The 26,179-nt window shown below is 67.0% G+C and carries 26 protein-coding genes; 13 read left to right on the top strand and 13 right to left on the bottom strand.

Annotated elements, in window-relative coordinates; all coding sequences use genetic code 11:
* Window positions 1-111: 111 nt before the first annotated feature.
* The gene (locus tag LAQ73_RS01555; protein ID WP_224269507.1) at window positions 112-1,941 is read right to left on the bottom strand and encodes a flippase activity-associated protein Agl23; all 1,830 of its coding nucleotides are present in this window, start codon (window positions 1,939-1,941) and stop codon (window positions 112-114) included.
* 195 nt (window positions 1,942-2,136) lie between these two features.
* On the opposite strand from LAQ73_RS01555, the gene ribH reads away from it, so the two are divergent.
* Both ribH and LAQ73_RS01545 read left to right on the top strand, forming a co-directional pair.
* A complete protein-coding gene (gene ribH / locus LAQ73_RS01550; RefSeq protein ID WP_224269506.1) occupies window positions 2,137-2,541 on the top strand; it encodes a 6,7-dimethyl-8-ribityllumazine synthase in 405 nt (134 codons plus the stop codon).
* On the top strand, window positions 2,538-3,707 hold the full coding sequence (locus LAQ73_RS01545; protein WP_224269505.1) for a pyridoxal phosphate-dependent aminotransferase: 1,170 nt from the start codon (window positions 2,538-2,540) through the stop codon (window positions 3,705-3,707). Before ribH ends, LAQ73_RS01545 begins: the two co-directional genes overlap by 4 nt.
* Window positions 3,708-3,917: 210 nt before the next feature.
* Here the strand turns inward: LAQ73_RS01545 and LAQ73_RS01540 are convergent, their stop codons facing one another.
* The 4 genes from LAQ73_RS01540 to LAQ73_RS01530 all read right to left on the bottom strand — a co-directional run bounded on the left by LAQ73_RS01540 (window position 3,918) and on the right by LAQ73_RS01530 (window position 6,185).
* Window positions 3,918-4,211 (bottom strand): HalOD1 output domain-containing protein, encoded by a 294-nt coding sequence (locus LAQ73_RS01540; protein WP_224269504.1) that lies wholly within the window; start codon window positions 4,209-4,211, stop codon window positions 3,918-3,920.
* Between the two features lie 3 nt (window positions 4,212-4,214).
* Window positions 4,215-4,535: a DUF7344 domain-containing protein gene (locus LAQ73_RS17785; protein WP_425601115.1), complete on the bottom strand. Its 321-nt coding sequence runs from the start codon at window positions 4,533-4,535 to the stop codon at window positions 4,215-4,217.
* A 105-nt stretch (window positions 4,536-4,640) separates the two neighbouring features.
* A complete protein-coding gene (locus tag LAQ73_RS01535; protein WP_224270787.1) occupies window positions 4,641-5,291 on the bottom strand; it encodes a helix-turn-helix domain-containing protein in 651 nt (216 codons plus the stop codon).
* Between the two features lie 261 nt (window positions 5,292-5,552).
* Window positions 5,553-6,185, bottom strand: a complete 633-nt coding sequence (locus LAQ73_RS01530) for a DUF7978 family protein (protein WP_224269503.1) — start codon at window positions 6,183-6,185, stop codon at window positions 5,553-5,555.
* A 137-nt stretch (window positions 6,186-6,322) separates the two neighbouring features.
* Between LAQ73_RS01530 and LAQ73_RS01525 the strand changes: the two genes are divergently transcribed.
* Complete coding sequence (locus LAQ73_RS01525) at window positions 6,323-8,233, top strand: DEAD/DEAH box helicase (RefSeq protein WP_224269502.1); 1,911 nt, start codon at window positions 6,323-6,325, stop codon at window positions 8,231-8,233.
* Between the two features lie 54 nt (window positions 8,234-8,287).
* Here the strand turns inward: LAQ73_RS01525 and LAQ73_RS01520 are convergent, their stop codons facing one another.
* Window positions 8,288-9,649, bottom strand: coding sequence for an oxidoreductase (locus LAQ73_RS01520; RefSeq protein WP_224269501.1), 1,362 nt, complete (start codon window positions 9,647-9,649; stop codon window positions 8,288-8,290).
* Window positions 9,650-10,008: 359 nt separating this feature from the next.
* The gene (locus tag LAQ73_RS01515; protein ID WP_224269500.1) at window positions 10,009-12,126 is read right to left on the bottom strand and encodes a S9 family peptidase; all 2,118 of its coding nucleotides are present in this window, start codon (window positions 12,124-12,126) and stop codon (window positions 10,009-10,011) included.
* A 237-nt stretch (window positions 12,127-12,363) separates the two neighbouring features.
* On the opposite strand from LAQ73_RS01515, the gene LAQ73_RS01510 reads away from it, so the two are divergent.
* Together LAQ73_RS01510 and LAQ73_RS01505 are read left to right on the top strand one after the other, a co-directional pair.
* Window positions 12,364-13,158, top strand: a complete 795-nt coding sequence (locus LAQ73_RS01510; protein WP_224269499.1) for an inositol monophosphatase family protein — start codon at window positions 12,364-12,366, stop codon at window positions 13,156-13,158.
* Between the two features lie 51 nt (window positions 13,159-13,209).
* Window positions 13,210-13,446 (top strand): hypothetical protein, encoded by a 237-nt coding sequence (locus LAQ73_RS01505; protein WP_224269498.1) that lies wholly within the window; start codon window positions 13,210-13,212, stop codon window positions 13,444-13,446.
* Window positions 13,447-13,485: 39 nt separating this feature from the next.
* Here LAQ73_RS01505 and LAQ73_RS01500 read toward each other — a convergent pair whose 3' ends face one another.
* Window positions 13,486-14,385: a DUF4349 domain-containing protein gene (locus LAQ73_RS01500; RefSeq protein WP_224269497.1), complete on the bottom strand. Its 900-nt coding sequence runs from the start codon at window positions 14,383-14,385 to the stop codon at window positions 13,486-13,488.
* A gap of 355 nt (window positions 14,386-14,740) precedes the next feature.
* On the opposite strand from LAQ73_RS01500, the gene LAQ73_RS01495 reads away from it, so the two are divergent.
* The 4 genes from LAQ73_RS01495 to LAQ73_RS01480 all read left to right on the top strand — a co-directional run bounded on the left by LAQ73_RS01495 (window position 14,741) and on the right by LAQ73_RS01480 (window position 18,421).
* Window positions 14,741-15,526 (top strand): DUF7260 family protein, encoded by a 786-nt coding sequence (locus LAQ73_RS01495; RefSeq protein WP_224269496.1) that lies wholly within the window; start codon window positions 14,741-14,743, stop codon window positions 15,524-15,526.
* 155 nt (window positions 15,527-15,681) lie between these two features.
* Entirely contained in the window at window positions 15,682-16,143 is a 462-nt protein-coding gene (locus LAQ73_RS01490; RefSeq protein WP_224269495.1) for a PH domain-containing protein, read from the top strand.
* Window positions 16,140-17,726 carry a PH domain-containing protein gene (locus LAQ73_RS01485; RefSeq protein ID WP_224269494.1) on the top strand — a complete coding sequence of 529 codons (1,587 nt, stop codon included), beginning with the start codon at window positions 16,140-16,142 and terminating at the stop codon, window positions 17,724-17,726. Before LAQ73_RS01490 ends, LAQ73_RS01485 begins: the two co-directional genes overlap by 4 nt.
* A gap of 119 nt (window positions 17,727-17,845) precedes the next feature.
* Window positions 17,846-18,421: a hypothetical protein gene (locus tag LAQ73_RS01480; RefSeq protein WP_224269493.1), complete on the top strand. Its 576-nt coding sequence runs from the start codon at window positions 17,846-17,848 to the stop codon at window positions 18,419-18,421.
* A 15-nt stretch (window positions 18,422-18,436) separates the two neighbouring features.
* On the opposite strand, the gene LAQ73_RS01475 is transcribed toward LAQ73_RS01480, so the two are convergent.
* A complete protein-coding gene (locus LAQ73_RS01475; RefSeq protein ID WP_224269492.1) occupies window positions 18,437-19,093 on the bottom strand; it encodes a bifunctional 4-hydroxy-2-oxoglutarate aldolase/2-dehydro-3-deoxy-phosphogluconate aldolase in 657 nt (218 codons plus the stop codon).
* A 104-nt stretch (window positions 19,094-19,197) separates the two neighbouring features.
* Window positions 19,198-20,007, bottom strand: coding sequence for a cytochrome c oxidase subunit II (gene coxB, locus LAQ73_RS01470; protein WP_224269491.1), 810 nt, complete (start codon window positions 20,005-20,007; stop codon window positions 19,198-19,200).
* A 203-nt stretch (window positions 20,008-20,210) separates the two neighbouring features.
* Between coxB and LAQ73_RS01465 the strand changes: the two genes are divergently transcribed.
* The 3 genes from LAQ73_RS01465 (at window position 20,211) to LAQ73_RS01455 (ending at window position 22,593) form a co-directional block, all read left to right on the top strand.
* On the top strand, window positions 20,211-21,611 hold the full coding sequence (locus tag LAQ73_RS01465; protein ID WP_425601114.1) for a heme o synthase: 1,401 nt from the start codon (window positions 20,211-20,213) through the stop codon (window positions 21,609-21,611).
* Window positions 21,612-21,623: 12 nt separating this feature from the next.
* Window positions 21,624-22,280 (top strand): DUF7546 family protein, encoded by a 657-nt coding sequence (locus tag LAQ73_RS01460; protein WP_224269490.1) that lies wholly within the window; start codon window positions 21,624-21,626, stop codon window positions 22,278-22,280.
* Between the two features lie 70 nt (window positions 22,281-22,350).
* Window positions 22,351-22,593, top strand: coding sequence for a SelT/SelW/SelH family protein (locus LAQ73_RS01455; protein ID WP_224269489.1), 243 nt, complete (start codon window positions 22,351-22,353; stop codon window positions 22,591-22,593).
* Between the two features lie 4 nt (window positions 22,594-22,597).
* Here the strand turns inward: LAQ73_RS01455 and LAQ73_RS01450 are convergent, their stop codons facing one another.
* The 3 genes from LAQ73_RS01450 to LAQ73_RS01440 form a co-directional block, all read right to left on the bottom strand.
* Window positions 22,598-22,819, bottom strand: coding sequence for a hypothetical protein (locus LAQ73_RS01450; protein ID WP_224269488.1), 222 nt, complete (start codon window positions 22,817-22,819; stop codon window positions 22,598-22,600).
* Between the two features lie 98 nt (window positions 22,820-22,917).
* On the bottom strand, window positions 22,918-23,934 hold the full coding sequence (locus tag LAQ73_RS01445; RefSeq protein WP_224269487.1) for an aldo/keto reductase: 1,017 nt from the start codon (window positions 23,932-23,934) through the stop codon (window positions 22,918-22,920).
* A 57-nt stretch (window positions 23,935-23,991) separates the two neighbouring features.
* Window positions 23,992-24,981: an aldo/keto reductase gene (locus tag LAQ73_RS01440; RefSeq protein WP_224269486.1), complete on the bottom strand. Its 990-nt coding sequence runs from the start codon at window positions 24,979-24,981 to the stop codon at window positions 23,992-23,994.
* A gap of 116 nt (window positions 24,982-25,097) precedes the next feature.
* On the opposite strand from LAQ73_RS01440, the gene LAQ73_RS01435 reads away from it, so the two are divergent.
* Complete coding sequence (locus LAQ73_RS01435) at window positions 25,098-26,162, top strand: Gfo/Idh/MocA family protein (protein WP_224269485.1); 1,065 nt, start codon at window positions 25,098-25,100, stop codon at window positions 26,160-26,162.
* Window positions 26,163-26,179: the final 17 nt, after the last annotated feature.

Genomic DNA, 26,179 nt, shown 5'->3' with positions numbered 1-26,179 from the left:
TCGGTTGTGGATATTACTGCATAAACGTTGCTCACCGGCTGTAGAAATAGACACGAACGTGGGTACCGACGCGCGGCGAAGAGGGAGCCGTTCGCACTCGCCGCGGACCCGTCACTCCTCGGGTATCGCCGACTCGTCGATGTAGACGACGATTTCGTCGCTCCAGAGGCGGAACAGATGTCTGTGTTCGGTGTACTCGGGGAGCTGACTCCGCACCTCCTCGGCTTCCCACTCGTAGGCGATGACGACCGGCGGGGGATTCTGCAACTCCGTGCGCTCCTCGCTCGGTTCGGTGCTCGTCACGTTCGCCCCGGCGCGTTCGAGATACCACGGCAGCGGGAGGCGACTGTGCCACGAGGGACCGCCCGGCGGCATCCGGTCGAGGCTCGACTCGTCTTCGACGTACAGCAGTTCCTCGTCTGTCGTCGGGTGGTAGCTGCCGTAGAACAGCACGTCGACGCCGTCGTTCGCCTCGGCGATTCGCTCGACTTTCTGCATCGTCGTCTTCAGGTCGTTCTCGGGCTGCGCCCACTGGAGCACCTCCTTGTCCTCCTGACTGGTGCTGTCCATGTAGGCGGCGTTCGCCCCGACGACGCCCGACAGCGCCGCGACGACGACGATCGCGGCCAGACCGATACTGACCGTGTCGCGGGTGGCGACGGACGCGCGGGTCTCGCGGTAGAGGTAGGCGATACCGACGCTCGCGGGGAACGCCAGCGGGACGACGACGTGGACGGCCGCCCAGGGCGCTTCGATGTCGGTGGCGATGGGGTAGCCGATGAGACTGGCGACGCCCCAGTAGAAGCCGAACGCGACGAGCCACCGGCGGCCCCGGCGTCCGCCGTCGCCGCTGTCGCCAGTCCGTGCGCCGTGACTGCCGTACCCGTCGACGGCGAGGCCGACGACGGCGAAGACGAGAGCGACGCCCGCGCCGTAGACGAGCGTCTCCGAGAGGCCGTAGAAGAACGGCAGGTACGGGTGGTCCTGGTGGCCGCCGTCGGCCCAACTGTCGTAGAACGACTCGGCGGCGCCTATCGTCGCCTCGTCGAGGACGTCGAGCAGCGCCGCCGGATTCCCGAGCGCCTGCCAGAGCTCCGGCCGCGGCGCGTAGAAGAACGCGACGACGGCGAGGAAGACGGCGAACGCCCCGAGGAGGTTGACCGCGAGGACGCCCGCGCCGTACTCGACCGTGTTCCACCGACTCGTCAGCCTCCGCTTGGCCCACGCCGGCCGCGAACGCAGATAGCCGGCGACGGAGTCGCCGCGAGCGGCGATGTCGACGAGGCGGTGGTCGAACACTAACGTCGCGGCCCCGAGATAACAGACGACGTACAGCAGCGCGTTCTCCTTCGTCGTGAACGCGAGCCCCATCGACGCACCCGCGAGGTAGAGATAGCGGAGTCTGCCGGTGTCGACGGCGCGGACGACGAAACCGAGCGCGAACACCGCGAACGCGGCGACGAGCGCGTCGTTTCGCATGAACCGCGAGTAGTAGACTAAGAGAGGATTGGCCGCGAGGACGAGCGCGAGGCCGACGACTTCGGTGTCGTCGAGGTGCTCGCGGAACAGCCACGCCGCCAGCGGAAAGAGACCACCGACGACGGCGACGACGAGACGCGCGGAGAAATCCGAGATACCGATGAGCGTGAACACCCAGTCGTTGACGACGGGCAGGAAGGGGCCGTGGATGATGGGGCGGTAGAAGAACTCGCCGTTCTCGTGGTAGCGCAGCGCCCAGTAGCCGACTCGGCCTTCGTCCCAATGCATGATTCGCGCGCCGAGGCCGACGACGCGTACGAGGAGGGCGAGGGCGGTGACGGCGAGGACTGCGTAGAGAGTCCGAGCGCCGGTCAGGAGCGGTTCCGGCGTCGCCGTCTCCGTCTCCGAACGGGTGACGGCGTTCGTCGGTGCCGACGCACCGACTCCGTCGTCGCTAGTCATACCTCGCTTCTCGCACACGGGGGATAACAACTCTTGTGTTCGCCGTGAACGCCGGCGTCTCGGTCACGTGTGCCGGCTCGTCGCGCCATCGGACTGTCTCCGCGGCATGCGGGCCGAGGTTGCCGCGGCCCTCGACCCGCCGCAATCGCGGCGGCTAACGGTAGCTCTTTGGGCCGGCCTCTCCACCTCACTCATATGGTCACACTCGGACTGGTGGCGGCGAGATTCAACTCGTCGGTTACCGAGGAGATGGAGGCGACCGCCCGCGACGCGGCCGAAACACGCGGCGCGACGGTCGCCGCGACGGTCCACGTGCCGGGCGCGTACGACGCCCCGCTGGCGGCGGACCGCCTCGCTCGCCGCGACGACATCGACGCCGTCGCCGTCGTCGGTGCGATCGTCACCGGCGACACCGACCACGACCGTGTCATCGCCGACGCGACGGCACAGGGGCTCACTCGGGTGAGCCTCGACCGCGACGTACCCGTCACCTTCGGCGTCAGCGGTCCGGGAATGAGCGGCGCTGAAGCGCGAGAACGCGTCGGCAAGGGAGCCGACGCCGTGGACGCCGCACTCGACCTACTGGAGGAACTTCCATGAGCTACGAATTCGACTTCTCCGAACGTGTTGGCCGTGTCGAACCGAGCGCGACGCTCGCCATCAGCAACCTCGCGGGCGAACTCGAAGCCGACGGCGTCGACGTCGTCGACCTCTCGGTCGGCGAACCCGACTTCCCGACGCCCGAGACCGTGATTCGCGCCGGACAGGAGGCGATGGAGTCGGGACACACCGGCTACACCTCCTCGAACGGTATCGCCGAACTCCGCGAGGTCATCGCCGAGAAACTCCGCGGCGACGGCATCGACGCGAACGCCGACGAGGTTATCGTCACCCCCGGCGGCAAGCAGGCGCTGTACGAAACGATACAAACCGTCGTCGACGACGGCGACGAGGTCGTCCTACTGGACCCGGCGTGGGTCTCCTACGAGGCGATGGTCAAACTCGCTGGCGGCAACCTCTCGCGCGTCGACCTCTCGCCCCACGAGTTCCAACTCGAACCGGCGCTCGACGAACTTTCGGACGCTGTCTCCGACGACACCGAACTCCTGGTCGTCAACTCGCCGAGCAACCCGACCGGTGCGGTGTACTCCGACGCGGCGCTCGAAGGCGTCCGCGACCTCGCGGTCGACCACGACTTCGCGGTCATCTCCGACGAGATTTACGAGCAGATTACCTACGGCGTCGAACACACGAGCCTCGCCGCGCTGGAGGGGATGGAAGACCGGACCATCACCATCAACGGGTTCTCGAAGGCGTACTCGATGACCGGGTGGCGACTCGGCTACCTCCACGCGCCTGAGGCGCTCGTCTCCGAGGCGGGGAAACTCCACAGCCACTCGGTCTCGTGCGCGGTGAACTTCGTCCAGCACGCGGGCGTCGAAGCCATCACGAACACCGACGCTGCGGTCGGCCAGATGGTGCAGGCGTTCGAGGAGCGCCGCGACATGCTCGTCGAGATGTTCGACGAGCGCGGCGTCGACGTTCCCACCCCCGACGGCGCGTTCTACATGATGATTCCCGTCGGCGGCGGCGAGCCGCGAGCGGACGACCAACAGTGGTGCGAGAACGCGATTCAGGAGGCTCACGTCGCTACCGTCCCCGGAAGCGCCTTCGGCGCACCCGGCTACGCCCGCATCTCCTACGCGGCGAGCAAGGAGCGCCTGCGGGAGGCCGTCGAGCGGTTGGACGACGGCGGGATGCTGTAGAGGTGCCCTCGAAGTAGACGTTTTTTGTGTCAGATGACTCATCAGGCGTGAGAGCTTTCGCTGCCGCGTTGCATACAGCGCGTGAATGCAGCCTGGGACTTCACCGAAGTAGAGCCCCGTCAAACCGCTCAGTACTGGTTAAAATTCATCACGGCAGTGCTCTTTCTCGCCACTGGCAGTCATAGCGTGTTCTGCCCCGACCTCTGCCGCTTATTCGACTGGTCGTTCCGTGACCCGAATCTCGACCCCACCATCTCCCCACAGTTCGACCGTAACCCCGTCAGTCTCGAACGTCACGGTCGTTCTCGACTGTGCATCGTGGCGAAAGAGGGAATTGAGGGCCTCAGGGTCGATGTCCTCGTAGAGGATGAAATCCGTCCGCAGGAGGTCTTCTCCCTTACAGTCCTCGATGGCATCGAGCACCGCCTCGGTCAACGAGCGGTCTTGATCGGGAGTGTACAACTTCCGCACCACGGTTGTTTGCTTGGGGTTGTCTTGCGTCACGTGTTACTCGCACCTCCACGACATTCCGGAGCCGAACTCGGAGAGGGACTCCTCTACCTGCTCGGGTTGCGAGTGACCGCGATATCGGACCATTTTGGTCCGTGCGTCGTAGTCAACGAGTCCGACGTTGGCTAGTTTGGGGAGTACAGCGTGGTGGAGTCGTATCGCAATCTGCGTTTGGTCTGCTTGGTCACGTCGGGCGAACACGGTCGCAATGTCATCAACTGAGGCGTGGTCTTCGGACGCGTTTCTGAAGTAGACGATGACGGAGTGACAGCGATAATCGGCGAGTGCCGATAGGAGAGCGTTTCTCCCTTGGTTCATAGTTAGCGAGTCGGGTTGCGGAGACACTGGTATACTTGACACTAAAGCGACTGCTCCGAGTGAGAGTTACTTTTGTCTATACAACCATCTTTTATAGTCACGGGTTCAGGCCTTCAGCGCAGTGAGGGTATTGCCGAGGATTCTGCGCGTCCCCCGCCGGAGCCGAGAGGCAACTGCCTGCTGTGAGATGCCGAGTTCGCCGCCGAGTTCTCCCATCGTCACCTTGCGTGGCGAGTTGAAGTAGCCGCGTTCGTACGCGAGAACCAACGCTTCCAGTTGCTCGTCGGTGAGTGCCGCCTCGGTCGCAGTCTCGATCGGCGTCAGGGCGTGGAGCGCCGTGAGCGTGATCGGAATACCCCGTTCACGACAGCAGCTTTGGAACTCGGCAATATCGCTTCGTTCGTCACCACGGACCTCGAACGTCCACTCCGTGTCCGTCCCTCTCGCTTCGATCAACGGGACCCCCGTTTCGGTCAGCGTACTGAGTACTCCCGCGTAGTCCGCAATCCACTCGGCGCGCAGGAGGTACTCGTCCTCGGCGGAATCAACCAGCTCGATGTTCCGCACTCCAGGATGGTCAGAAAACGCCGCAACGATGTCCTCCGAACGAGTTCCGCGGACCCAGAAGTAGGGGATCAGCACGTCGGTGCCCGGGACGATGCGTTCCAGCCGGACCGTAACGCCCGGTAGTTGCTCGAAGACGGTTCCAAGGGGGAACTGGTCGGACGGAACGGTGAAGGTTGCCTCGGTTGCCATCACGTAGTACGTATTCTTCCAGCGGAAAGGTTTCTCGGTCAAGTAACGTAGTTGAATCTGACGAGTCCGCAGAAACATTTAGTCAGCGTGAGATGTGTTACTACCTGTACGTTCGCAGAGCTACTGAACCGGTGGTTCGGTTTCTTGGGTGCGGAACAAGCAGAGTTGTCGTGCTGAGCTCACCCTCTATAGCAGCACGACATTCCTGTCTCGCTCTGAGACTTCAGTAGAGCCTTCTTCGAAAAGCCACTCCGACTCTCGCTACGCGTCAGCGACTTCTCCGGTCGGTGCCGACGCGCTGGCGTGTTTGTGGGCCAACAATCCGCCTACGCCTCCGAACACCAGCGGATACAGGAGTCCCAAAAAAACAGACGAAAGCCCGGCGGGCGACGCCGCAGTCTGCGCGTCCGCCGCGCCGACGGTGAAGACGAACGCACCGACGAGAAACAGCGGGAAGTAGCCCGCGACGACGCTCGCGCCTGCGTTTCGCGCACCCTTCTCACCGGGCGTGTCCGTCGTTCGGACGACGAGGAAGCCCGCGGCGGCGAGTAGCAGCGGCGGCGACAGATACAGCGCGTACAGCGGTCCACCGAGCGTCGCCAGAAGCGAGCGGTTCGTTAGCCCGCCGAGTCCGTTCGCCGCGTCGGCGATGGGGACGCTCGTGGCGACGAAATGCGCGTTGTAGAACAGCCATCCGGAGGTAATCCACGACGCCGGGTCGGCACCGAGAATCGTTCCGAGCGGCGCGGGGTCGGTCGTCTCGCCGGCGATTTCGACGGCCGCGACGGCACCGGCGCGACCGGAACTCGCAGCGGCCGTCAGAGCGTATCCGACCGCGTAGGCGACTGCGCCGACCAGCGCGGAGCGGCGCAACGGGAGGTGTGTTAAGGCCATTGCTTCGACGACAAACCCGACGAATATAGATGTTTCTGTCACACTGACACGAATGGCCGCCAAACCGGCGGTCAGCACTCTCACACTCTCGCTCCGCGGCGTACCTTTTTACCCGAAGCCGCAGACAGAGAGTGACAATGCGAGTCCGGGACCTGCCGCTTGCCGACGAGTTGGTCGACCACTACGAAGCGCAGGGTATCGACGAACTCTACCCGCCGCAAGCGGCGGCCGTCGAGGCGGGCGTCTGTAACGGCGGCGGCGTCGTCGCCGCGATTCCCACGGCATCGGGAAAGACGTTCATCGCCGAACTGGCGATGCTCACCGCCGACGGGCCCGGACTCTACGTCGTCCCGCTGCGGGCGCTGGCCCGCGAGAAGTACGAGGCGTTCGCCGAACTGCCCGGTATCGAGGCGGGCATCTCCACCGGCGACTTCGACTCGCCCGGCGAGGAACTCGCCGACTACGACGTCGTCGTCGCTACGAGCGAGAAAGTCGACTCCGCCATCCGAAACGGCGCGTCGTGGGTCGAACAGCTCGCCTGCGTCGTCGTCGACGAGGTCCACCTGCTCGGCGCGGAGGGCCGCGGTCCGACGCTCGAAGTGACCCTCGCAACGCTCCAACGCCGCGCGCCCGGCCTGCAGATCGTCGCGCTCTCGGCCACCGTCGCCAACCCCGAGGATATCGCCGATTGGCTGGACGCCGAACTCGTCCGGAACCGCTGGCGGCCAATCGACCTCCGGACGGGCGTCTACAGCGAGCAGCGAGTGAACTTCGACGACGGAACGAGCCTCTCCGTCGACTGCGATTCCGGCGAACTGCCGCCGAGCGCCGACGCCGACACCGAAGCCACCGCGGCGCTCGTCGCCCACGCCGTCGATAACGGCGGTCAGGCCCTGGCGTTCGTCCGGTCGCGCCGCGAGGCCGAATCGCTCGCGCGGCGACTCGCCCAGGACGGGCTCGGGTCGGCCTCCGGCGTCGCCGACGCCGTCCTCGACGCGGGCGCGACGGAGACGGGCGAGCGACTCGCCGACGCGCTCGAATCCGGCGTCGCGTTCCACCACGCGGGGTTGCGGAGCGACCACCGCGTCGCCGTCGAGAACGGCTTCCGGAGCCGCGAAATCTCGGTCATCTGCGCGACGCCGACGCTCGCCGCGGGGGTGAACGTCCCCGCCCGGCGCGTCGTCATCCGCGACCAGAAGCGCTACACGGGCTCGGAGATGGCGTGGCTGCCGGTGCTCGAAGTCCATCAGATGTGCGGCCGGGCGGGCCGCCCGCATCTGGACCCCTACGGCGAGGCGGTGCTCGTGGGCGACGAGAACACGCGCGAGGAACTCCAGACGCGGTACGTCGAGGCCGAGGCCGAGGCGGTGGAGTCGAAACTCGCCGACCGCGAGGCGCTGCGGACGCACGTTCTCTCCGTCGTCGCCTCCGAGTTCGCCGACTCCCGCGAGAGCATCCTCGACCTCCTGGGCGCGACCTTCTACGCCCACCAGACGCCCGACATGGACCTCTCGGACGTCGTCGACGCGGTCATCGCCGACCTCGTGTCGATGGAGATGATAACGGACGGCGAGACGCTGTCGGCGACGGAACTCGGCGCGCAGGTGTCGCGGCAGTATCTCTCGCCGGAGACCGGCGCGCGGATCGTCTCCGGCCTTCGCACCGCCGCCGAGATGGAGACGACGACTGAACTGACGGCGCTCGAAATCGTCTGCGACACGCCCGATATGCACGGGACGTACCTCGGCAACCGCGAGCGGGCGGCGATGTACCAGTACGCGACGAAACACGCCGCCGAGTTCACGACGAAGATGGGCGAAACCGAGAACTTCGAGCGGTGGCTGGAGGCGGTGAAGACCGCGCGAATCCTCCACGACTGGACCGAAGACGTGTCCGCCCGCGACATCGTCGACGCCTACCGCATCGGCCCCGGTGACCTCGAATCGCGTGTCGAACGCGCCGAGTGGCTGCTCGGCGGCGCGGACGCGCTCGCCGGCGTCGTCGGTGTCTCGATGCCCGAACTCTCCTCGGTGCGGGCGCGGTTGTAGGCGAGAGCGAGCCGATTTCCGGACGCTCGGACTGGTTCTTCTCTACTCGCTTCCTCACTCTCCCTGCGAACGGTCGTCTCGCTCGTACGCACCCGCGTTCCGCAACTCGCCCGCCCGCCGAAGTACTTCGGGCGTTCGACACACTCCGGGTTCCCCCGTCGCCTGCGGCACCGCGCAGTTGTTGCAGCTCTCGCAGACGACGCGCGCTTCGGGCGACGCCTCCAGCAACCGCGCGGGCAACTCGGGTTCGGCGTAGAACGGCCGTGCCAGTCCGACCATATCGCAGTCGCGGCCCAGCAGGCGGTCGATCTCCTCCCGTCTGCGAATTCCGCCCTCCGCGAGCACCGGCGCGTCCACCCGCTCGCGAACCCTCCGACAGAGGGCGGCGTTCCACACCGGTTCGAAGTCGTACGCGAGCGACTCCACCCAGTTGGCGAGTGCGACGAGCGCCGCCCGGGAACGGTTCCCGAACGCCTCGGCGTATCCGTCCCGATACCGCTCGTCGCGCCACGCTCGCGTCGGAAACTCGCCGCGGACGATGCTCATGTCCCAGAACACCGATGCGTTCACTGGAACGAGCGCGTCGTAGCCGATGGCGTCGAGTCGCTCGCAGATTCCCACGGCGTCGGTGGTTGAGAGGCGACGCCGTCTCCGTGAGTCGCGCGAGCGGAGGCTCGCCAGCGGTGGCTGGCGGTGGACGAACGGCGGCGCTTCCGTCTCGGCCGGTACCTTCGTCATGAGGGGGACGTCGCCCGCCCTCTCGCGAATCTCGTCGTGGACGAGTTCGAGAAAGCGCACTCCGTCGCGGAACTCGTCGGTTCGGCGATTGTAGAACGGCGAGAGGAACTGCTGGACGATACCCATGTTCGCTCCGGCGAGGTGAATCGCGTCGTAGCCGGCGTCGACGGCGTACGCCGCCGACCGGCCGAAGTCGGCCGCCAACTCGTACGCTTCGTCGGTCGTCAGCACGTGCGCGTCGTAGTTGAGAAAGCCAAGCGTATCCAGCAGCCGAAGCGGCCACGGCGGCCGTGAGACGGCGAGCTGTTGCAGGTCCGGATTCGCGCGACGGTAGCCCGCGTGCCACGTCTCCATACTCCGCAGGCCGCCGTGTTCCAGTTGGATAGCGATGGTGCCGCCGTGAGCGTGAATCGCGTCGGTGAGCTTCGAAAGGTTAGCGACGAAGTCCGGGTCGTGGACGCGCGTCATCCCCGGCGCGGCGCAGCCGCCCTCGCCGCGGACGACGGTCGCGCCCTGACAGACGAGGCCGGCACCCGACGCCGCGGCGGGTTCGAGGTCGGAGACGAGCGTCTCGACGGCGTCGTCGCCGTTACCGGCGCACTCCAGAAGCGGCGCTCGATAGAGCCGATTCGGAACGGTCAGGCCGCCCAGTTCGAGCGGGTCTTCCAGGCGCGGCATCTCTCTGTCTCACCCACTGGGGGAGGCGACAAAACGCTGTGGTCGACGCAGGCTCTCGTGCGGAGTCGATGCTCGCCGAACGCGTGTGTCCCCGCTGTTCGCTCACACCGCCGCGTTCGTCTCGGCGTCGTTGAAAACGGAGAGCGAGACGCCCGAGTCGACGCTGGATGCGCGAGGCGTCGAGCACCGCCGGCGGTTCGTCGGCTTCGACCGCCATCGCGGCGGCGACGCCGCCGGGCGTGCCCCCGAGGACGACCACGTCTACAGAATCGACTGTCGGCATGGGGACGACGTCGACGGGGAGGGAAAGAAGGTCGGGGTCGGCGATTCCCGACTAACTCGACGCGGCGCGTTGACGCCTACTCGGACTCCGCCGCCGGGTCGTGCCGCTCGTACCACTCCAGAATCTGCTCGAGGCGGTGGATGGCGCGGTCCGGGTCGCCGACGTTGTGGTGTTCGCCCGGATAGAGGACGAACTTCGCGTCGACGCCCTGCTTCTTCGCGCTGACGTACAACTGCTCGGACTGCGACGGCGGACAGCGCCAGTCCTCCTCGCCCGCCATCACGAGCAGCGGCGTCGAGAGGTTGCCGATATCGAGGATGCTGGAGGAGGCGTCGAGCGCCTCGCCTTCCTTCCACGGGACGCCGTACTCGTTTTCGGTCCAGATGTGGCTGTCGTCGGTGCCGTACGCCGACCGGAGGTCGTAGAGGCCGTGTTCGGGCGCGGCGGCGGTCAGGAGGTCAGTCTGCGTCACGAGAAAGCCCTGGGCGATGCCGCCGTAGGAGAAGCCGTGGCCGAAGACGCGGTCAGGGTCGGCGTAGCCGCGGTCGACCATCTCCTCGATGCCGGCGGCGATGTCCTCGACTTCGACGGTGCCCCAGCGCCCGCGGAGCGTCTCGGCGAACTGCCGGCCGTACGACGACCCGCCGCGGTAGTTCGGCCGGAAGACGACGTAGCCGCGGGAGGTGAACACCGAGTGCGCGAAGCGGAACTCCGGTTCGTCGTAGGAGATGGGGCCGCCGTGGATGGCGACGACCAGCGGATGTTCGTCCGGACTCTCGAAGTCGAACTCGGGCGGCGCGTAGACGATTCCCTCGACGTCCCATCCGCCGGGAGCCTCCGTCTCCCGAGCGTCCGAGCGTCGCTCGGACACATCCGATTCGTACGTCACGCGCCGCACCTGCGGCATCTCGTACTCGTCGGTGAACTCGCCGTTGACGCGCGAGAGCCGCGCGAACGACTCCGGTTCGCTTTCCGCACCGAGATCTGCGATATCCAGAGCGAACAGGTCTTGACCCTCGCTCGGATGCGAGAGGAGGAACCCCGCGGCGTCGCCCCCGAGGTCGAACCCTTTCACCGCCCGGTCGTCGCCCTGCGCCGCGAACACGCGCTCGACGGTTCCGTCGACGCCGACGCGAACTGGCCGCGTCTTCCCCTCGTCGCCGACGAGGACGTACAGCGTCTCGTCGTCGGCCCACTGCGGCGTCGCGCCGCGGGCCAGCGTTCGGTCGAAGTCGGCCGTCTGCGACGCGTACTCCCCGCCGTCGTGGACGAACAACTGGGTCGGGACGTACCAGTTCTCGGGGTCGCTGCCGACGAACGCGATGGATTCGCCGCCGGGCGACCACGTCGGCGCGTTGGCGGCGAGGTCCGAATCGGTCCACCGTTCGAGGCCGCTTCCGTCGGGGTCGACGGTGTACACGTCCCGGACCATCGTGTCGTCGGGACTGTCGAGGCGACAGGAGGTGAACGCGATTCGGTCCGTCGACCCCCACGCGGGGTTCATCCCCGACAGCGGTTCGAACGCGCCGCCGCCGTAGGCGTCGTCCAGTCGCTCGGAGTCACCCGACTCGACGTCGACGACGAACAGGTACGTCGTCACCGAGTCGAGATAGCCGACGCCGTCGGCTTTGTGCTGGAGACGTTCGGTCTCGATGGGCCCGCCGTCGCGCCGGTCGTCGAGGTACTTTCGTTCCTCCTCGGTGGGATCGCGCGCGGAGACGACGAGTCGGTCGCCGTCGGGCGACCAATCGAACTCGCGGACGCCCTCGTCGAAGTCGGTCACCTGCCGGGCGTCGCCGCCGAGCGAGAGGTCGAACAGCCACACTTGGGATTTGGGCTCGTCGTCGCCGCCGTGACCGTTGGACCCGTCGCCCTCGTCGGCTTCGTCTTCCTCGTCCTCCTTCTGCTGCCAACCGATGCGGCGCTCGGTGTCCTTTTCGCGCGCGGCGACGAAGGCGAGTCGGTCGCCGTCGGGGCTCCACGTCGGCTGACTGCCGCCGGGGAGACGGGTCAGGCGGTGCGGGTCCCGACTGCCGTCGGTCGGAGCGACGAACAGCGAGGTCAGTCGTTTCTCCTCGCTTTGGTCGGATTCGGCGGTGACGAAGGCGACGCGCTCGCCGTCCGGCGAGACGTCGAACACCGTCGAAATCTGGGTGAAATCGTAGAAGGATTCGAGCGGGATCGGCTCACTCATCGGTCGTATCTTGCCGGGCCCCCCGAAATACGTTGGGCAATCGGCACTTCGCGTACGACGAGCCTCTGAGGAGGTATTCGAGATGGTATCTAAAAAGGTGTCCAGAAAGATTTGTAGATAGATTTGTAGAAATCTACCTAGATATACGGCCCCCGATACCTCTCGTCCGTCTCGTCCGACGGTTCGACGGTCGAATCACTTCGAACCGCTCATACTGATTGCCCCGAACCAGCGACTATGGACGATGCCGACGTCGAGGAGTTGGCCGCGGTGGCCGAGCGGGCGGTACGCGCCGCCGGGGAGTTTCTCCGCGACGAGTTCCGAGACGGGACCGTCGAGGGCGAGTACGGTGTCGACGACGTGAAGGCGGCCGCCGACCGCGCCGCCGAGGAGCGAGTCGTCTCCGTAATCCGCGATTCGTTCCCCGACCACGCCCTCCACGCCGAGGAGACCGGGCGTTCCGGGTCGGGCCGCTACGAGTGGGTCGTCGACCCGTTGGACGGGACGAACAACTTCGCCGCCGGACTGCCGATGTTCGCCTCCGCCGTCGCCGTCGTCGACGACGGGGTGCCCGTCGTCTCGGCGATCTACGAACCGCTGCCCGAGTCGCTGTATCTCGCCCGTCGAGGGCGGGGCGCGACGGTGAACGGCGAGCCGATTCACTCCGTGAGAAGCGACCTGCCGCTCGAACACGGCACCGTCTCGTTCGTCCTCGGACTCCCGGCGGTCCGCGACGCCGACCGGCGCGAGAAGGGAAGAGAGATGGTCGACGCCCTCGACGGCGTCTGCAAGCGGGTGCTGGAGACGTGGTCGCCCTGCGTCGACTGGGGTCTGCTGGCGACGGGGCGAATCGAGGGACTCGTCTCGTTCTATCCGGACGTGTACGAACAGCACGCGGGGTCGCTGCTGGCGGCCGAAGCGGGCGTCGAGTCGGTCGAATCCGAGGGCACGTACGTCGCGGCGGGCGACCGGGCGACGCTCGAAGCGCTCGTCGGGGCGCTCCCGGCGGCGGTGCGACCGAAACTGGAGTAACGAACGCGGAGATCGCCCGCCTTTTGACCGACGGCTGCGTATTACCGACGTATGGTTCGCTCCCGGACGCTGACCGCGCTCCTCGGACTCGTCGGCAGTCTCCTCATCAGCGCGCTGTTGTGGTGGTACTTCGACAGTTTCGTCTTCTTTCTGTTCCTGCCGTTCGTCCCGTTTCTGTTCCGCGGGACGACGGCCGCGAGAACGACCCGGCGGTGTCCGACCTGTGGCTTTCGAACGGAGGACGAAAACTACGAGTACTGCCCCCGCGACGGAACGAGACTCGAATAGCGACGCCAACCGGGTGGAGAAGAGACTGCGGGCGGCGACTCAGCCGCGGACTCGACGGTGCAAGAGGACCGCCGCACCGACGACCGGCAGCCCGAAGACGACCAGATACGGCGCGGCGTACGCGAGGCCGACGACGAGCGCTCGGAGCGTGACGCCGACGCCGCTGACGGATTCGAGAAACGCCGCCAGCACGCCGGTGTCGTACCACTCGGCGCGGTCGTAGAGGCCCTCGGGTCGCGGTTCTTCGACGGAAATCGTGAGCGTGGAGTACGCCACCCGCTGTTCGAGCGACTGGAGTCGGCCTTCGAGTCGCTCGATTTCGGACTGCACGTCCGACAGCTCGCGCTGGACGGCCAGCACGTCTCGCGTCTCGTTGGCCTGTTGGTACAGCTCACGCAACCGGTCGCGCTCGGCGCGGAGGTTCTCCAGTCGGGCCTCGAGATCGACGATCTGGTCGGTCACGTCCTCCGTCTTCGTCTCCTCGAACTGCACCTCTCCCTCACTCTTGGCGGCGTCGAGCATCGAGGTGTAGTTCTCCTGCGGGACGCGCAGGACGATGCGGCCCTGTGACCACGTCTCGTTACCCTCGCCGCGGTTCGAAACGCTCGTGTCGCTGACGTAGCCGCCGCGCGCTTCGACGGCCTCGGTCAGGTTGTCGCGGGCGCGCTCGAAGTCGTCGACCTGCATCCGCAGCTCGCCGATGCGGATCAGTTCGCGCCGCTGTGAGAACTGTGCGCTACTGTCGACGTTCGCCGTCTCGCCTTCGGCGGCCGCGTCGGTCGCCGAACCGCCGGAGCCCCCGTTGGTGGACAGGTCCGTACTCTGTCCGGCGAAGTATCCGCCATCCTCGCTTCCGCCGTTACCGCTGCCGGCACAGCCCGCCGTCACCAACAGGAGGGCGACCGCCAGCGTCGCAACCGTTCGTGAACTGATACGCATGCCGAACAGATATAAGCAAGATTAAAAGAAACTTCCCAAGGGACAAACAGGTATTTGACCTATCGTGGCCGTCGGAGTCAGCGTTTGACGCCGACTCGACCGACCCGTCAGTCAGGCTGACGTGTTAGCGCGGATGGCTATATCGGTCTATAGAGCAGTAATTATTTCAATGTAACCAGTGGCCGATATTTTTATCCCGGTAGCAGACCTCGAGGAGAGCGATGAGACGAGAGCGCGTGAGCGGCGAATATTCTTCTTGCAGCGGGGGTGTGCGGATCGAACTGTCGATGCGAACCGGTCGAATACGGCTCCGTCGGCAGACGCCGTTCGGCACCTACACCGAGGACGTCGAGCGATGACCGAGCGGGCCCCGAGGCTCGACGCCGTCGGGCACACGGTTCGAGATGGCCGTCAGGTCGTTCGTAAAGAGCGCCGTCGGACCGTCGACGAGCGCGAGGCGTTCCGCGCGTTCGGCGATCAACTGGCACAGATACAACCGGCGAGCGCCGGTCGCGCGGTTCCGGCGACGGTCAGAGGCACCAGCGTCGGCGAGGGCGGACCGAACGCGACGCGGCGCGTTCTGAACGCGTACCAGCAGACGGTGATGGCGGTCCCGCACTACGAGAGCGAGTACGGCGACACCGTCGGGCGAAGCATCGTCGAGGAGTTCGGCACCGGCGTCGGCGGTGCGTTGGTCTCCGCGGACGGACTGACGCCGGAACTACAGCGCGTCGTCGCCGAGGCGGCGAAGGAGGCGGCGGCCGACCGCGAGTCGTTCGTCGCCCTGCTCGACGAGGAGGCGGACTCGTTGACGACGGTGCTCGACGGTATCGACACCGTCACCGAGCGACTCCGTTCGCTCGACGACCGACCACTCCCCGAGCGGTCGTTCGACGACCTCTGCGACCTCAGAGCGCGGGTTTCGGCGCTCGAACGACGAGTGGAGTCTCTTCACGCCGAGCGCCAGGCGAGGATCCGAAGTCACCGCCAGCGACTCGGTATCACCGACGTCGACCTGCCGACGTTTCTCTACCAGGACCGACCGTACACGTATCCGGCGCTGTCGTCGGCGGCGACGCTCCTGGAGACGGTCGAGCGCGCCCGCCGCCGCGTCGAGCGCCAGTTGAGCGCGACGGCCTGACCGCTCCGGATACCGGGATTTATACTCGCTCCGTCGAAACGACCGGCGATGAGCGGCTTCCGGTCGACGGCAACGTCGGCGAGACGGCGACGAGACGGCGGAGTCGAGCGGGTGAAACGCGAACCGTGCCGTCCGTGCAACGAGGTACGTCGCCGATGATGCGACTGCATCCCCGCGTCCGACTGCTGTGGTCGCTGCGGGCGGTCGTCGTCGCCGCCGTCGTCGCCGCGCTCGCCGCCGCGCTCGATCGCTTCGTCTTCGAGCAGGGTCTCTGGCTTTCGGTCGCGGTGTTTCTTCTCGTACTCCTGTTCGGCGTCGCCGTCGCTATCCTCCGGTATCGCTACTGGCGGTACGAGGTCCGCGAGGATTCGCTGTATCTGGAGCGCGGGGTGTTCACCCGCGTCCGAACGGTGGTTCCGTTCGTCCGCATCCAGCACGTCGACTCCTCGCGGTCGCCCGTCGAGCGACTCGCCGGACTGTCGACGACCGTCGTCTACACCGCCGGCTCGCGCGGCGCGGACGTCACTATCCCCGGCCTCTCGGCGTCGGGCTCGGACGACCTCCAAGAGCGCATCAAGCGACTGGCCATCCGCGCCGAGGGTGACGACGCGGTATGAAGCTCTCGCCGCTGTCGATACCGTACCGCGTCGCCCAGAAGGCCGGGAGCCTCTTGTTCTCGCTGGTCATCCTCCTGCTGACGGGCGCGACGGGACTTCAACAGGTGTTCGGCGCGGGGGGCCTCCTCGTCGCGCTCGGTCTGCTCTCGGCGGTCGTCTTCGCGCTCGTCGGCTACGAGGTGGCGTACTACAGGCGCTACGAGTACGAACTCACCGTCGACACGTTCGACATCCGGTCGGGGGTGTTCTCCCGACGGACCCGCGAGATTCCGCTCGCCCGGATTCAGAACGTCGACATCCGCCGAAACGTCTTTCAGCGGTTTCTCGACATCGCGGCGGTCGACTTCGAGACCGCGGGCGGCAGCGAGACGGAGGCGGCGATTCGGTACGTCAGTTTCGCGGAGGCCAAGCGCCTCCAGCGCGATATCGGCCGCCGGAAGCGGGGCGAGACCGGCGACGCCGACGAGTCGCTGACCGACGAGACCGACCTGCTGTTCGCGCTCTCGGACCGCGAACTGGCGCTGATCGGCCTGCTCTCGTTCGACCTCCGGGTTCCGGGTATCGTCGCGTTCGTCGCCTCCAGCTCGGTGCCGATTCTCTCCTCGTTGCTCCCGTCGCTGCCGGAACTCACCGTTCTCGCCGTCGGCGGACTGCTGTTGGCTCTCGGCATCCTGCTGTTCTCGTGGGTCGTCGGCGTCGTCGTCGCGGTGTTGAACTACTACGGCTTTCGGCTCTCGCGGACGAGCGACGAGCTCCGGTACGAACGCGGTCTCGTCCAGCGCTACGACGGGTCGATTCCGTTCGACAAGGTGCAGACGCTCACCGTCGAGGACAACCCCCTGAAGCGGCGGTTCGGCTACGCGACGCTCGTCATCGAGACGGCCGGCTACGCGCCGGGACAGGGCGGCAGTTACGGTTCGGAGGCGGCGGTGCCTCTGGCGCGCGTCGACCGAGTGCTGGCGCTGGCCCGTGACATCGACGAGTTCGGCGAGTTCGACTTTCGGCGACCCCCGAAACGCATCCGCCGGCGCTACGTCGGCCGGTATCTCATCGCCCTCGGAATCGTCCTCGCCGTCCTCTACGGCGTAAACTCCGCGCTCGGCGGAAACTACCCGTGGTACGCGCCCGCCGTCGTCCTGCCCCTGATTCCGGTCGCCGCCCACTACAAGTGGAAACACCGCGGCTACTGGCTGGACGACCGCCACGTCGTCACGCGAAACGGCTTCTGGAACCGGCAGACGCGAGTCGTCCCCTACCACCGCGTCCAGACGATACTCGACACGCGGACCGTCTTCCAGCGCCGCTGGCGCGTCGCCACCGTCACCGTCGACACCGCAGGGTCGCGGTCGCTCGCCGCCCGCGACGCGGCCGCCGTCGACATCGACCGGGAGGAGGCGACTCGGCTCCGTTCGACGCTCGAAAACCGGCTCCAAGAGGCGCTCGCGGCGCGACGACGCCGGGCGAGAGAGAACGAGTCGGTCGGAGTCGGCCCCGACGACGTCGGTCCGTCCGACGGGAACGCGTCAGACCGCTCCGCCGAGGCGGGCCGGTCCGAGGAGGCGGACGCTTCGGGCGAATCGTAGACGACGGTGGGGATACCTCAGCCCTCGGTCGTGTCGTACTGTCTCTACTCACACAGGTTTGTGAATAAAACACTCTTCTCAAACAGAAGGTACTTGTATCCATATAGAGGATGGAAGATATGAATCGTCGCGGGCTCCTCGCCGGTACGGCAGCGGGAACAACGGCGCTGCTGGGCGTCGGTGCGCTCGGCCTCCGATTGGACGACCCGGACGACCCGGCCGAGACCGGTGAGTTCGAACGCCGTCGCCCCAAAGACGACGAACACGCCGCCGAACGGCCGTCGGTGACGTTCGAACCGCAGGAGACCCGGGTCCGCGTCACCGGCGCGCTCGTCGTCGGGTCGGACTCCTGTCTCCGCGCCTCGCTGGCGTCGGCGACGTACGACGCCGACGACCGGAGGCTGGAAGTCGTCGTCGCCGCCGAACGCGACGAGAGTCTCGACGGCTGTGCGGGTGACGCGACGGCGTCGAACGACACCGCCGCCACCGGCGACACCGACGGCGAGAACGACTCGTTCTCGGCGAACTGGTCGGCGAACGACTCGAGCCCGCAGTCGGTCCCCGAACACCTGACCGTCGACGGCTACGACGCCGTCTTCGACTTCGAGGGCGAACTGCCCGCCGTCGTCGTCGTCACCGAACGCGACGAGGTGTACGGCGAGCGGACGACTCGCGTCGAGTGGGCGCTCGGCTGAGCGAGTCGTTCCCCGTTACGAGTCGCGCGCCTCGTCGATGACTTCGCTGAAGCGGCGCGCCTGCTCGGTGATGGCCTCGAAGTCGCCCTCGGCGACGGCGTCGCCGTCGACGAGCGCCGACCCCGCGCCGACGACCATCGCACCCGCGTCGATGAACTCCGCGGCGTTGTCGACGTCGACGCCGCCGGTCGGCATCATCGGAATCTGGCCGAGCGGCCCCTTCATGCTCTTGAGGTGACCCGGGCCGAGCGTCGACGCCGGGAACACCTTCACGAAGTCCGAGCCGGCCTCCATCGCCCGCACCGCTTCGGTGGGCGTCATGATACCCGGCGCGACGACGGCGTTGTAGCGGTTGCACGTCTCGACGACTGTCGGTTCGAAGTTCGGGCCGACGACGAACTCCGCGCCCGCGAGAAGGGCGTTTCTGGCCGTCGCGCCGTCGAGGACGGTGCCCGCGCCGACGATGACTTCGTCGCCGAACGCGCCCGAGACGTCTCGGATCATCTCCATCGCGCCGGGGTTGTCGGCGGTGATCTCGATGGCCGAGACGCCGCCTCGTTCGAGCGCCTCCGCGGTTTCGATGAGCGAGTCGGCGTCCGCGCCGCGCATGACCGCGACGACGCCGCTGTCGACGATGCGTTCGAGATTTCGCTGTCGGTCGCTGGAACTCATTCATGCGCTACTGCGCCGACGCGAGTAATAAAAACCGGCCACTGCATCGTGGGTGGCGGCGACGCTCGGCAGGTGAAAATGAAAGAACGGGAGGCGGTCGACGCTCAGTTCTCGGCCGCGATCAGTTCCGCCGGGGCACCGACTACGGAGGCGTTCGAGGCGTTACCGGAGTCGTTGCCGGAGCCGCCCGAATTGCCGCCGGAGGACTGCTCCTGTATCCACTGGTCGTACTCCTCTTGGGAGACGACTTCGACCTCGAAGTACATCTGCGAGTGGGCGACGCCACAGAACTCAGCGCAGTAGCCCTGATACATCCCCGTCTCGGTCGGGACCGTCTTGACGGTCTGGTTCTGTTCGGGGAACGCGTCCATCTTCAGGCCCATCGCGGGGACGTGGAACGCGTGTATCACGTCTCTGGAGGTGACCTCGAAGTAGACGTCCTGGTCGACCGGTACTTTCACCGGTTCACTCCCGGAGATGGTGACGTTCTCCTCGGGGTAGGTGAACTCCCAGCCCCACTGGAACGCCTCGGCGTGGACGAGCACGCTGTCTCCCTCGCCGGGTGCCTGCGAACCGGGTTGTTCGGCGTACGTAACGTCGGGGTTCGCAAGCACGCCGTAGGAGGCGACGCCGACGAACAGCAGGATGATGGCCGTCGCGACGGTCCACGTGATCTCGAGCCGACGGTTCTCTTTGGTCGGTTTCGGGTCGTCGTTGTTGCGGAACTTGATGACTGTGTAGATGAGGATGACTTCGACCAGAAGCGTGATCGGAATCCCCAGATACAGCAGTTTCCCGTTGAGCTCGTTGATGAGCCCCGCAGTCGTCGAGGGCTGTGCCGCCGCCGGAGCAGCGACGAGCGCCAGCGCCACTGCGGAGAACAGCGAGACGAGTGCGATGCGCGTACGCTTCATTGCTACTGCGGAGTTAGGAAAGCCGACGTAAATAGCTGCTGACTCCCTGTTCGCCCGACGGGGCGTCCCTCAAAGGACGGATTTCCGGATTCGACGTTCGGACCACGCGTTCGGCCTCGGTGCTCCGCGAGACACCCTCTCGTAGCCCCGCAAAGCGCGGTGCCTAAGTACCGGGCTTTCTAACCTCCGGCAGTGACATAAACGTGGAATCGACAGACACTCCCGACCGGTTCCCGGCCCTCCTCGCCGCCACCGCGATGGGCGTCTATCTCCTCCTCGCCGTCGGCGCGACGACGACGCTCACCGACGCGGCGACGGCGTGCGCCGCGTGGCCCGCCTGCGGCGACGGCCTCTCCTTGCCGTCGTCGGCGATGGGCTACGTCGCCCTCGGTCATCGCCTCGTCGCGCTCGTCGTCGGCGTGCTCGCCGTCGCCACCGGCGTTCTCGCGTGGCGGCGCGGCGAGTCGACGCGCATCAAAGCGGCGCTCGGACTCTCGTTGCTCCTGTACCCCGTTCAGGCGGCTATCGGCGCGTTCGTCGCCACGAACGGCACGACGGCGACGCTATCGGCGCTGCACCTCGTCGTCGGCATGACCATCTTCGGCGGGCTGGTCGCCGCCCTCGCGTGGACGCTCGAAGCGACGACCGGCGACCCCGACGACCGACCCGACCGGCGGCCCGAGCGGGACCTCCCGCCCGCCGGCGACCGGCGGCCCGAGATACCCGAGTCGACGTTCGCCCGCGCGAAGGCGACGGCGAACGCCTACTTCCGACTGATGAAGCCGCGGCTGATGTGGCTGCTCTGTCTCGTCGCCGGTGCCGCGATGGCGCTGGCGGGCGGTCCCGGCCTCAACCCGATAACCGTCGCCGCGACGCTCGGCGGCGGCGCGCTCTCTATCGGCGCTTCCGGGACGTTCAACCACGTGCTCGAACGCGATATCGACCGCCGGATGAACCGCACGAACGACCGGCCGCTCGTGACCGACCTCGTCCCGGTCCGCAACGCCGTGGCGTGGGGCGTGTTCCTCTCTGTCGTCTCGCTGGCGCTGTTCGCGTCGGTGAACCTCCTGGCGGCGGCGCTCGGCCTCGCGGCCATCCTCTTCTACAGCGTCGTCTACACGCTCGTCCTCAAGCCGAACACGGTGCAGAACACCGTCATCGGCGGCGCGGCGGGAGCGCTCCCGGCGCTCATCGGGTGGGTCGCCGTCACCGGCGAGATCGGCCTCGGCGGACTCGTCCTCGCCGGCGTCATCTTCCTGTGGACACCAGCACACTTCTACAACCTCGCGCTGGCATACAAGGACGACTACGAGCGCGGCGGCTTCCCGATGATGCCCGTCGTTCGCGGCGAGACCGTCACTCGAAAACACATCCTCTGGTACCTCGGCGCGACGCTCGTCGCCGCCGCGGCGCTCGCGGCGGCGGACACGCTCGGGTGGCTCTACGTCCTCACCGGCGTCGTCTTCGGCGGCGCGTTCCTCTGGATGGTCGTCCGCCTCCACTACGAACAGTCGGAGTCGGCGGCGTTCCGAGCGTTCCACGCCTCGAACGCCTACCTCGGCGCGCTGCTCCTGGCCGTCGTCGTCGACGCGATGGCTGTCTGACCCGACTGACTCATGAGTACTCTCGCTCGTTCACTCCCCCGACCCTCGCACGACACGCTCCTCTACGCCGGCATCCTGTTCAACGTCGAACTCGCCGCGCTCCTCGCGTACGGGCTGTTGACGCCCGGCACGTTGACCCCCGCTCGGTACACGATATACGGGTTGCTCTGGATAAACGCGGGCGTCCTCGCGGTGACGAAGACGTCCGTCGCGCCCGCACCGACTCGGACGAAGCGCCGTGCGGCCGTCGTCGCCGTCGCCTACTTCGCGGCGCTGGTCGTCGCCGGCGGTCTCGTGACGCTCGCAGCGCCGCACGGCGGCGCGGGCTTCCGAATCGGCTGGCTCCCGCCGGGGTGGGGACCGGCGCTCATCTACGGCGGCGAGACGCTCAACGTAGTTCTGATGCCCGGCCGCGTCGTCGGCTACGTCGCGCTGGCGTACCTCGTCTACGCGACGGTCGTCGACGCCGCGGGCGCGGCCGTCTCGGGCATCTTGGGCCTGCTCTCCTGCGTCTCCTGCTCGTGGCCGATTCTCGCTTCGCTGGCGACGGCGGTTTTGGGTAGCGGGTCGGCGCTGGCCGCGTCGGCGACGGCGCTGTCGTACGACCTCTCGACGGTCGTGTTTCTCGCCACCGTCGCGTTGCTGTACTGGCGACCGTTCGGCCGCTGAGCGGACCGAATCAGCGACCGACGCCCGCGCTCGAGTGAGATTTAACCCGCCGGCTCCCTAACGGTCGTTCATGACCGATGTCGAAATCGAGTACTGCGTCCCGTGCGGCTACCTCGACCGAGCAGAACAGATACAGCACCAGTTACTGGAGGCGTTCGGACAGGAACTCGACTCGGTGGCGCTCGTCACCGGCGACCACGGCGTGCTCCGCGTCACCGCCGACGAGGAGGTCGTCTTCGACAAGGACGAGGGCGACGAGTACGACGTCGACGCCATCGCCGAAGGCGTTCGAGCGCACCTCGGCGAGGCCTGAGCCGCTATCTGGGGCGCTGGCTCCCTTCGTCTGCTCGAACTACGCTCGCAGTCGCGCCGGAACGAACGGGAAGTCGCCGTCTCCGTCCTCGTCGTCGGCCAACTCGTCGTCTACTCGGCGGACACGCCGCCTCCGGCAGGTCGTCGGAGCAGGCGGCCGCGTAGCCGTCGGCGATGGCGTCGTAGGCGCGACGAATCGCACCGCGTTCGGTCGTCGGGTCGCTCACGTCTACCGTCGTCGACGACGGGGACGGAAAGTCACTCGGCGTCGCAGCGGACGCTGCTCGTCCGCACTGTCGCCTCCGTGTCCGCGGGCGCCGTCGGCTCAGTGCCCCCAGATACCGCCGCTCTCGTCGTAGCGCGCGTTCAGAATTCGGTCGTGTTGCTCGTCGGTGAGGCTCACCTCGACAGCCCCCATGTTCTCTTCTAACTGCTCTTCGGTCCGAGCGCCGACGATTGGGACGCAGGTGAACTGCTCTATCTGCATTAGCCACCGGAGCGCGACCTGCGCGGGCGAGGCGTCGACTTCGCCGGCGACCGACTCGATGGCGTCGAGCACCTTCCACCCGCGCTCGGAGACGTAGTAGTTGCCGAAGCGCTCGTCGATGTTCGCGCGCGACCCGTCGGGCCCTTTCACGGCCTGCGGGTCGTCCTCGTCGGCGCGTTCGTACTTCCCGGTGAGAAAGCCGCCCGCCAGCGGCGAGTACGGACAGACCGCGAGGCCTTGGTCGGCGCACACGTCGAGGTACTCTTTCACGTCCTCGTAGTAGCCCGCGTGAAACAGCGGCTGGGTGACGTCGAAACGCGCGTAGTCGTGGGCGTCGGACTTCCACAGCGCCTTGGTCAGCTGCCACGCCGCCATCGTCGACGCGCCGAGGTAGTTCACTTTCCCCTCTTCGACGAGCCCGTTGAGGGCTTGCATCGTCTCTTCGATGGGGGTGTTCTCGTCCCAGCGGTGGATGTAGTAGAGGTCGAGATAGTCGGTTCCCAACCGGTCCAACGTGCCTTCTATCTGGTTGCGGATGTGCGTCCGCGACAGGCCTCTCCCATTCGGGTTGTCCTCGTCGAAGGGGAAGTACACCTTCGAGGCGAGCACGTAGTCCTCGCGGTCGCGCTCGGCGAGCCAGTCGCCGATCCACTCCTCGCTCGTCCCGTTGGGGTCGCCGTAGACGTTCGCCGTATCGATGAAGTTCCCGCCGCGCTCGGCGAACGCGTCGAGAAGGTCGTGGGCCTCGTCGCGCTCCGTTTCGTTCGTCCCGTCGGTCTTGCGTCCGAAGCGCCACGTGCCGTAACAGAGCGCGGAGACGCGCGTCCCCGTCGACCCGAGTTGTCGGTACTCCATACGGGGTGTTCGGCGGCGAAAACGAAAAATGTGGAGTCGCCGGCGATGCGGGGGAAGTTACGACTCGCCGCCGGTCCGGGCGTCGGCGATGCGGTCGTACTGGTCGTCGGAGAGGTCCACCTCGACGGCACCGAGGTTCTCTTCCATCTGGTCGACGGTGCGCGCGCCGACGATGGGGATGCAGGTGAACTCGCGCTGGTCGACGAGCCACCGGAGCGCGACCTGCGCGGGCGTCGCGTCCACCTCGTCGGCGACCGACTCGATGGCGTCGAGCACCTCCCACCCGCGCCCGGAGACGTAGGCGTCCTGGAAGTAGTCGACGAGGTTCGCGCGCGACCCGTCGGGGCCGACGGCGTTTCCGTCGTCGTCGCGCTCGTACTTGCCGGTGAGAAAGCCGCCCGCCAGCGGCGAGTACGGACAGACCGCGATGTCCTGGTCGGCGCAGACGTCGAGGTAGTCGTCGACTTCGGTCTGCGCCGCGTGGAACATCGGTTGCGTCACGTCGAAGCGCGCGTAACCGTTGACATCGGATTTCCACAGCGCTTTCGTCAACTGCCACGCCGCCATCGTCGACGCGCCGAGGTAGTTCACCTTGCCCTCCTCGACGAGACCGTTGAGCGTCTGCATCGTCTCCTCGATGGGGGTGTTCTCGTCCCAGCGGTGGATGTAGTAGAGGTCGAGATAGTCGGTTCCCAACCGGTCCAACGTGCCTTCTATCTGGTTGCGGATGTGCGTCCGCGACAAGCCCCGGCCGTTGGGATTCTCGCTGTCGAAGGGGAAGTACACCTTCGAGGCGAGCACGTAGTCCTCGCGGTCGCGTTCGGCGAGCCAGTCGCCGATCCACTCCTCGCTCGTCCCGTTGGGGTCGCCGTAGACGTTCGCCGTATCGATGAAGTTCCCGCCGCCGGCCTCGTAGGCGTCGAGAAGGTCGTGGGCCTCGTCGCGGTCGGTCTCGTACTCGCCGCTGCTCTTCATGCCGAATCGCCACGTGCCGTAACAGAGAGACGAGACGCGCGTTCCCGTCGACCCGAGCTGTCGGTACTCCATACCGACCGCTCGGACGCATCGGGCAAAAGGCTGTGAGTACCGGAAACGTATCGACTGAGGTGACACACCCGTGCCGACTCCGACGGATTGATACTTGTTCCCACGATTCGACGCTCGTGAACGTCGTAGGAATCGGCCTCGGTGACCTCGGCCGCCTCGAACTTCGAACGCTCGCCGCCCTCGACGGGGTCAACCTCGTCGCCGGGGCGGACGTCTCCCCGGACGCCCGCGAGGCGTTCGCCGAGGAACACGACGTCCCGACGTACGAGTCGTACGAGGAGCTGCTCGACGCCGAGGACGCCGACGCCGCCTGTATCGTCACCCCGCACACGCTGCACTACGAACAGGCCCGCGCCTGTCTCGACCGAGGCGTCCACGTCCACCTCGAAAAGCCGATGGTGACTGACCTCGGCCACGCCCGCGACCTCCGGAAGCGAGCCGACGAGGCCGACCTCACGCTCGCGGTCGGCTACCAGCGCCACGTCGACTGGCGGTTCCGGAAGATTCGCCGCCTCATCGACGAGGGCGCGATCGGCGAGCTGCACATGGCCGTCTGCTTCCTCGAACAGGTGTGGATTTCGGTCGCCGAGGGGCAGTGGCGCGGCAACCCGGCGCTGTCGGGCGGCGGTCAACTGTACGACTCCGGGTCGCACCTGCTCGACGCGCTGCTATGGACGACCCGAACCGACCCCGTCTCCGTCGCCGCCGCCGTCGACGACCGCGGCCACGACGTGGACGTCAACAGCGCGCTGGCGGTGACGCTCGACCGCGACGGCGACCGCGTCTCCGCGAGCGTCGGCGTCTCCGGCGCGGGTCGCAGCGCCCCCGCTCCCGGCGAGGGCCTGCACCTCTGGGGCACCGAGGGCCGAATCAGCCTCGCCGACGACACGCTCACCGTCGAGTCCGGCGGCGAGGTCGAAGCCGAGGACGCCCGCGAACCGGGGTTCGAGGAGCTCACCGAGACGAAACTCCAGAACTTCGTCGACGCCGTCCGCGGCGACGCCGAACTCGCCATTCCGGCGACGGACGCCATCCGCGTGACGGCGCTCACCGAAGCGGCGTACGAGGCCGCCGAAACCGAGCGAACCGTCGCCATCGACGCGTTCGGCGAGGGGGAGGCCGCATCCCTCGACGCCGCGACCGAGGCGGCAGATGCCGTCGAACCCGAAGGTGACGACTGACTGACCGCGTGCTCGTC

Origin of the sequence: Haloprofundus salinisoli (assembly GCF_020097815.1) — an archaeon.
GTDB classification, from domain to species: domain Archaea; phylum Halobacteriota; class Halobacteria; order Halobacteriales; family Haloferacaceae; genus Haloprofundus; species Haloprofundus salinisoli.
The sequence above is the reverse complement of the archived record's forward strand: the minus strand, read 5'-3'. Positions and strand labels throughout refer to the sequence as shown.

What these genes read in the sequence shown, in the direction of transcription:
- LAQ73_RS01555 (WP_224269507.1), bottom strand. Translation starts at nt 1,941, where the DNA reads ATGACTAGCGACGACGGAGTCGGTGCGTCGGCACCGACGAACGCCGTC.
- ribH (WP_224269506.1), top strand. Translation starts at nt 2,137, where the DNA reads ATGGTCACACTCGGACTGGTGGCGGCGAGATTCAACTCGTCGGTTACC.
- LAQ73_RS01545 (WP_224269505.1), top strand. Translation starts at nt 2,538, where the DNA reads ATGAGCTACGAATTCGACTTCTCCGAACGTGTTGGCCGTGTCGAACCG.
- LAQ73_RS17785 (WP_425601115.1), bottom strand. Translation starts at nt 4,535, where the DNA reads ATGAACCAAGGGAGAAACGCTCTCCTATCGGCACTCGCCGATTATCGC.
- LAQ73_RS01535 (WP_224270787.1), bottom strand. Translation starts at nt 5,291, where the DNA reads ATGGCAACCGAGGCAACCTTCACCGTTCCGTCCGACCAGTTCCCCCTT.
- LAQ73_RS01530 (WP_224269503.1), bottom strand. Translation starts at nt 6,185, where the DNA reads ATGGCCTTAACACACCTCCCGTTGCGCCGCTCCGCGCTGGTCGGCGCA.
- LAQ73_RS01525 (WP_224269502.1), top strand. Translation starts at nt 6,323, where the DNA reads ATGCGAGTCCGGGACCTGCCGCTTGCCGACGAGTTGGTCGACCACTAC.
- LAQ73_RS01520 (WP_224269501.1), bottom strand. Translation starts at nt 9,649, where the DNA reads ATGCCGCGCCTGGAAGACCCGCTCGAACTGGGCGGCCTGACCGTTCCG.
- LAQ73_RS01515 (WP_224269500.1), bottom strand. Translation starts at nt 12,126, where the DNA reads ATGAGTGAGCCGATCCCGCTCGAATCCTTCTACGATTTCACCCAGATT.
- LAQ73_RS01510 (WP_224269499.1), top strand. Translation starts at nt 12,364, where the DNA reads ATGGACGATGCCGACGTCGAGGAGTTGGCCGCGGTGGCCGAGCGGGCG.
- LAQ73_RS01505 (WP_224269498.1), top strand. Translation starts at nt 13,210, where the DNA reads ATGGTTCGCTCCCGGACGCTGACCGCGCTCCTCGGACTCGTCGGCAGT.
- LAQ73_RS01500 (WP_224269497.1), bottom strand. Translation starts at nt 14,385, where the DNA reads ATGCGTATCAGTTCACGAACGGTTGCGACGCTGGCGGTCGCCCTCCTG.
- LAQ73_RS01495 (WP_224269496.1), top strand. Translation starts at nt 14,741, where the DNA reads ATGACCGAGCGGGCCCCGAGGCTCGACGCCGTCGGGCACACGGTTCGA.
- LAQ73_RS01490 (WP_224269495.1), top strand. Translation starts at nt 15,682, where the DNA reads ATGATGCGACTGCATCCCCGCGTCCGACTGCTGTGGTCGCTGCGGGCG.
- LAQ73_RS01485 (WP_224269494.1), top strand. Translation starts at nt 16,140, where the DNA reads ATGAAGCTCTCGCCGCTGTCGATACCGTACCGCGTCGCCCAGAAGGCC.
- LAQ73_RS01480 (WP_224269493.1), top strand. Translation starts at nt 17,846, where the DNA reads ATGAATCGTCGCGGGCTCCTCGCCGGTACGGCAGCGGGAACAACGGCG.
- LAQ73_RS01475 (WP_224269492.1), bottom strand. Translation starts at nt 19,093, where the DNA reads ATGAGTTCCAGCGACCGACAGCGAAATCTCGAACGCATCGTCGACAGC.
- coxB (WP_224269491.1), bottom strand. Translation starts at nt 20,007, where the DNA reads ATGAAGCGTACGCGCATCGCACTCGTCTCGCTGTTCTCCGCAGTGGCG.
- LAQ73_RS01460 (WP_224269490.1), top strand. Translation starts at nt 21,624, where the DNA reads ATGAGTACTCTCGCTCGTTCACTCCCCCGACCCTCGCACGACACGCTC.
- LAQ73_RS01455 (WP_224269489.1), top strand. Translation starts at nt 22,351, where the DNA reads ATGACCGATGTCGAAATCGAGTACTGCGTCCCGTGCGGCTACCTCGAC.
- LAQ73_RS01445 (WP_224269487.1), bottom strand. Translation starts at nt 23,934, where the DNA reads ATGGAGTACCGACAACTCGGGTCGACGGGGACGCGCGTCTCCGCGCTC.
- LAQ73_RS01440 (WP_224269486.1), bottom strand. Translation starts at nt 24,981, where the DNA reads ATGGAGTACCGACAGCTCGGGTCGACGGGAACGCGCGTCTCGTCTCTC.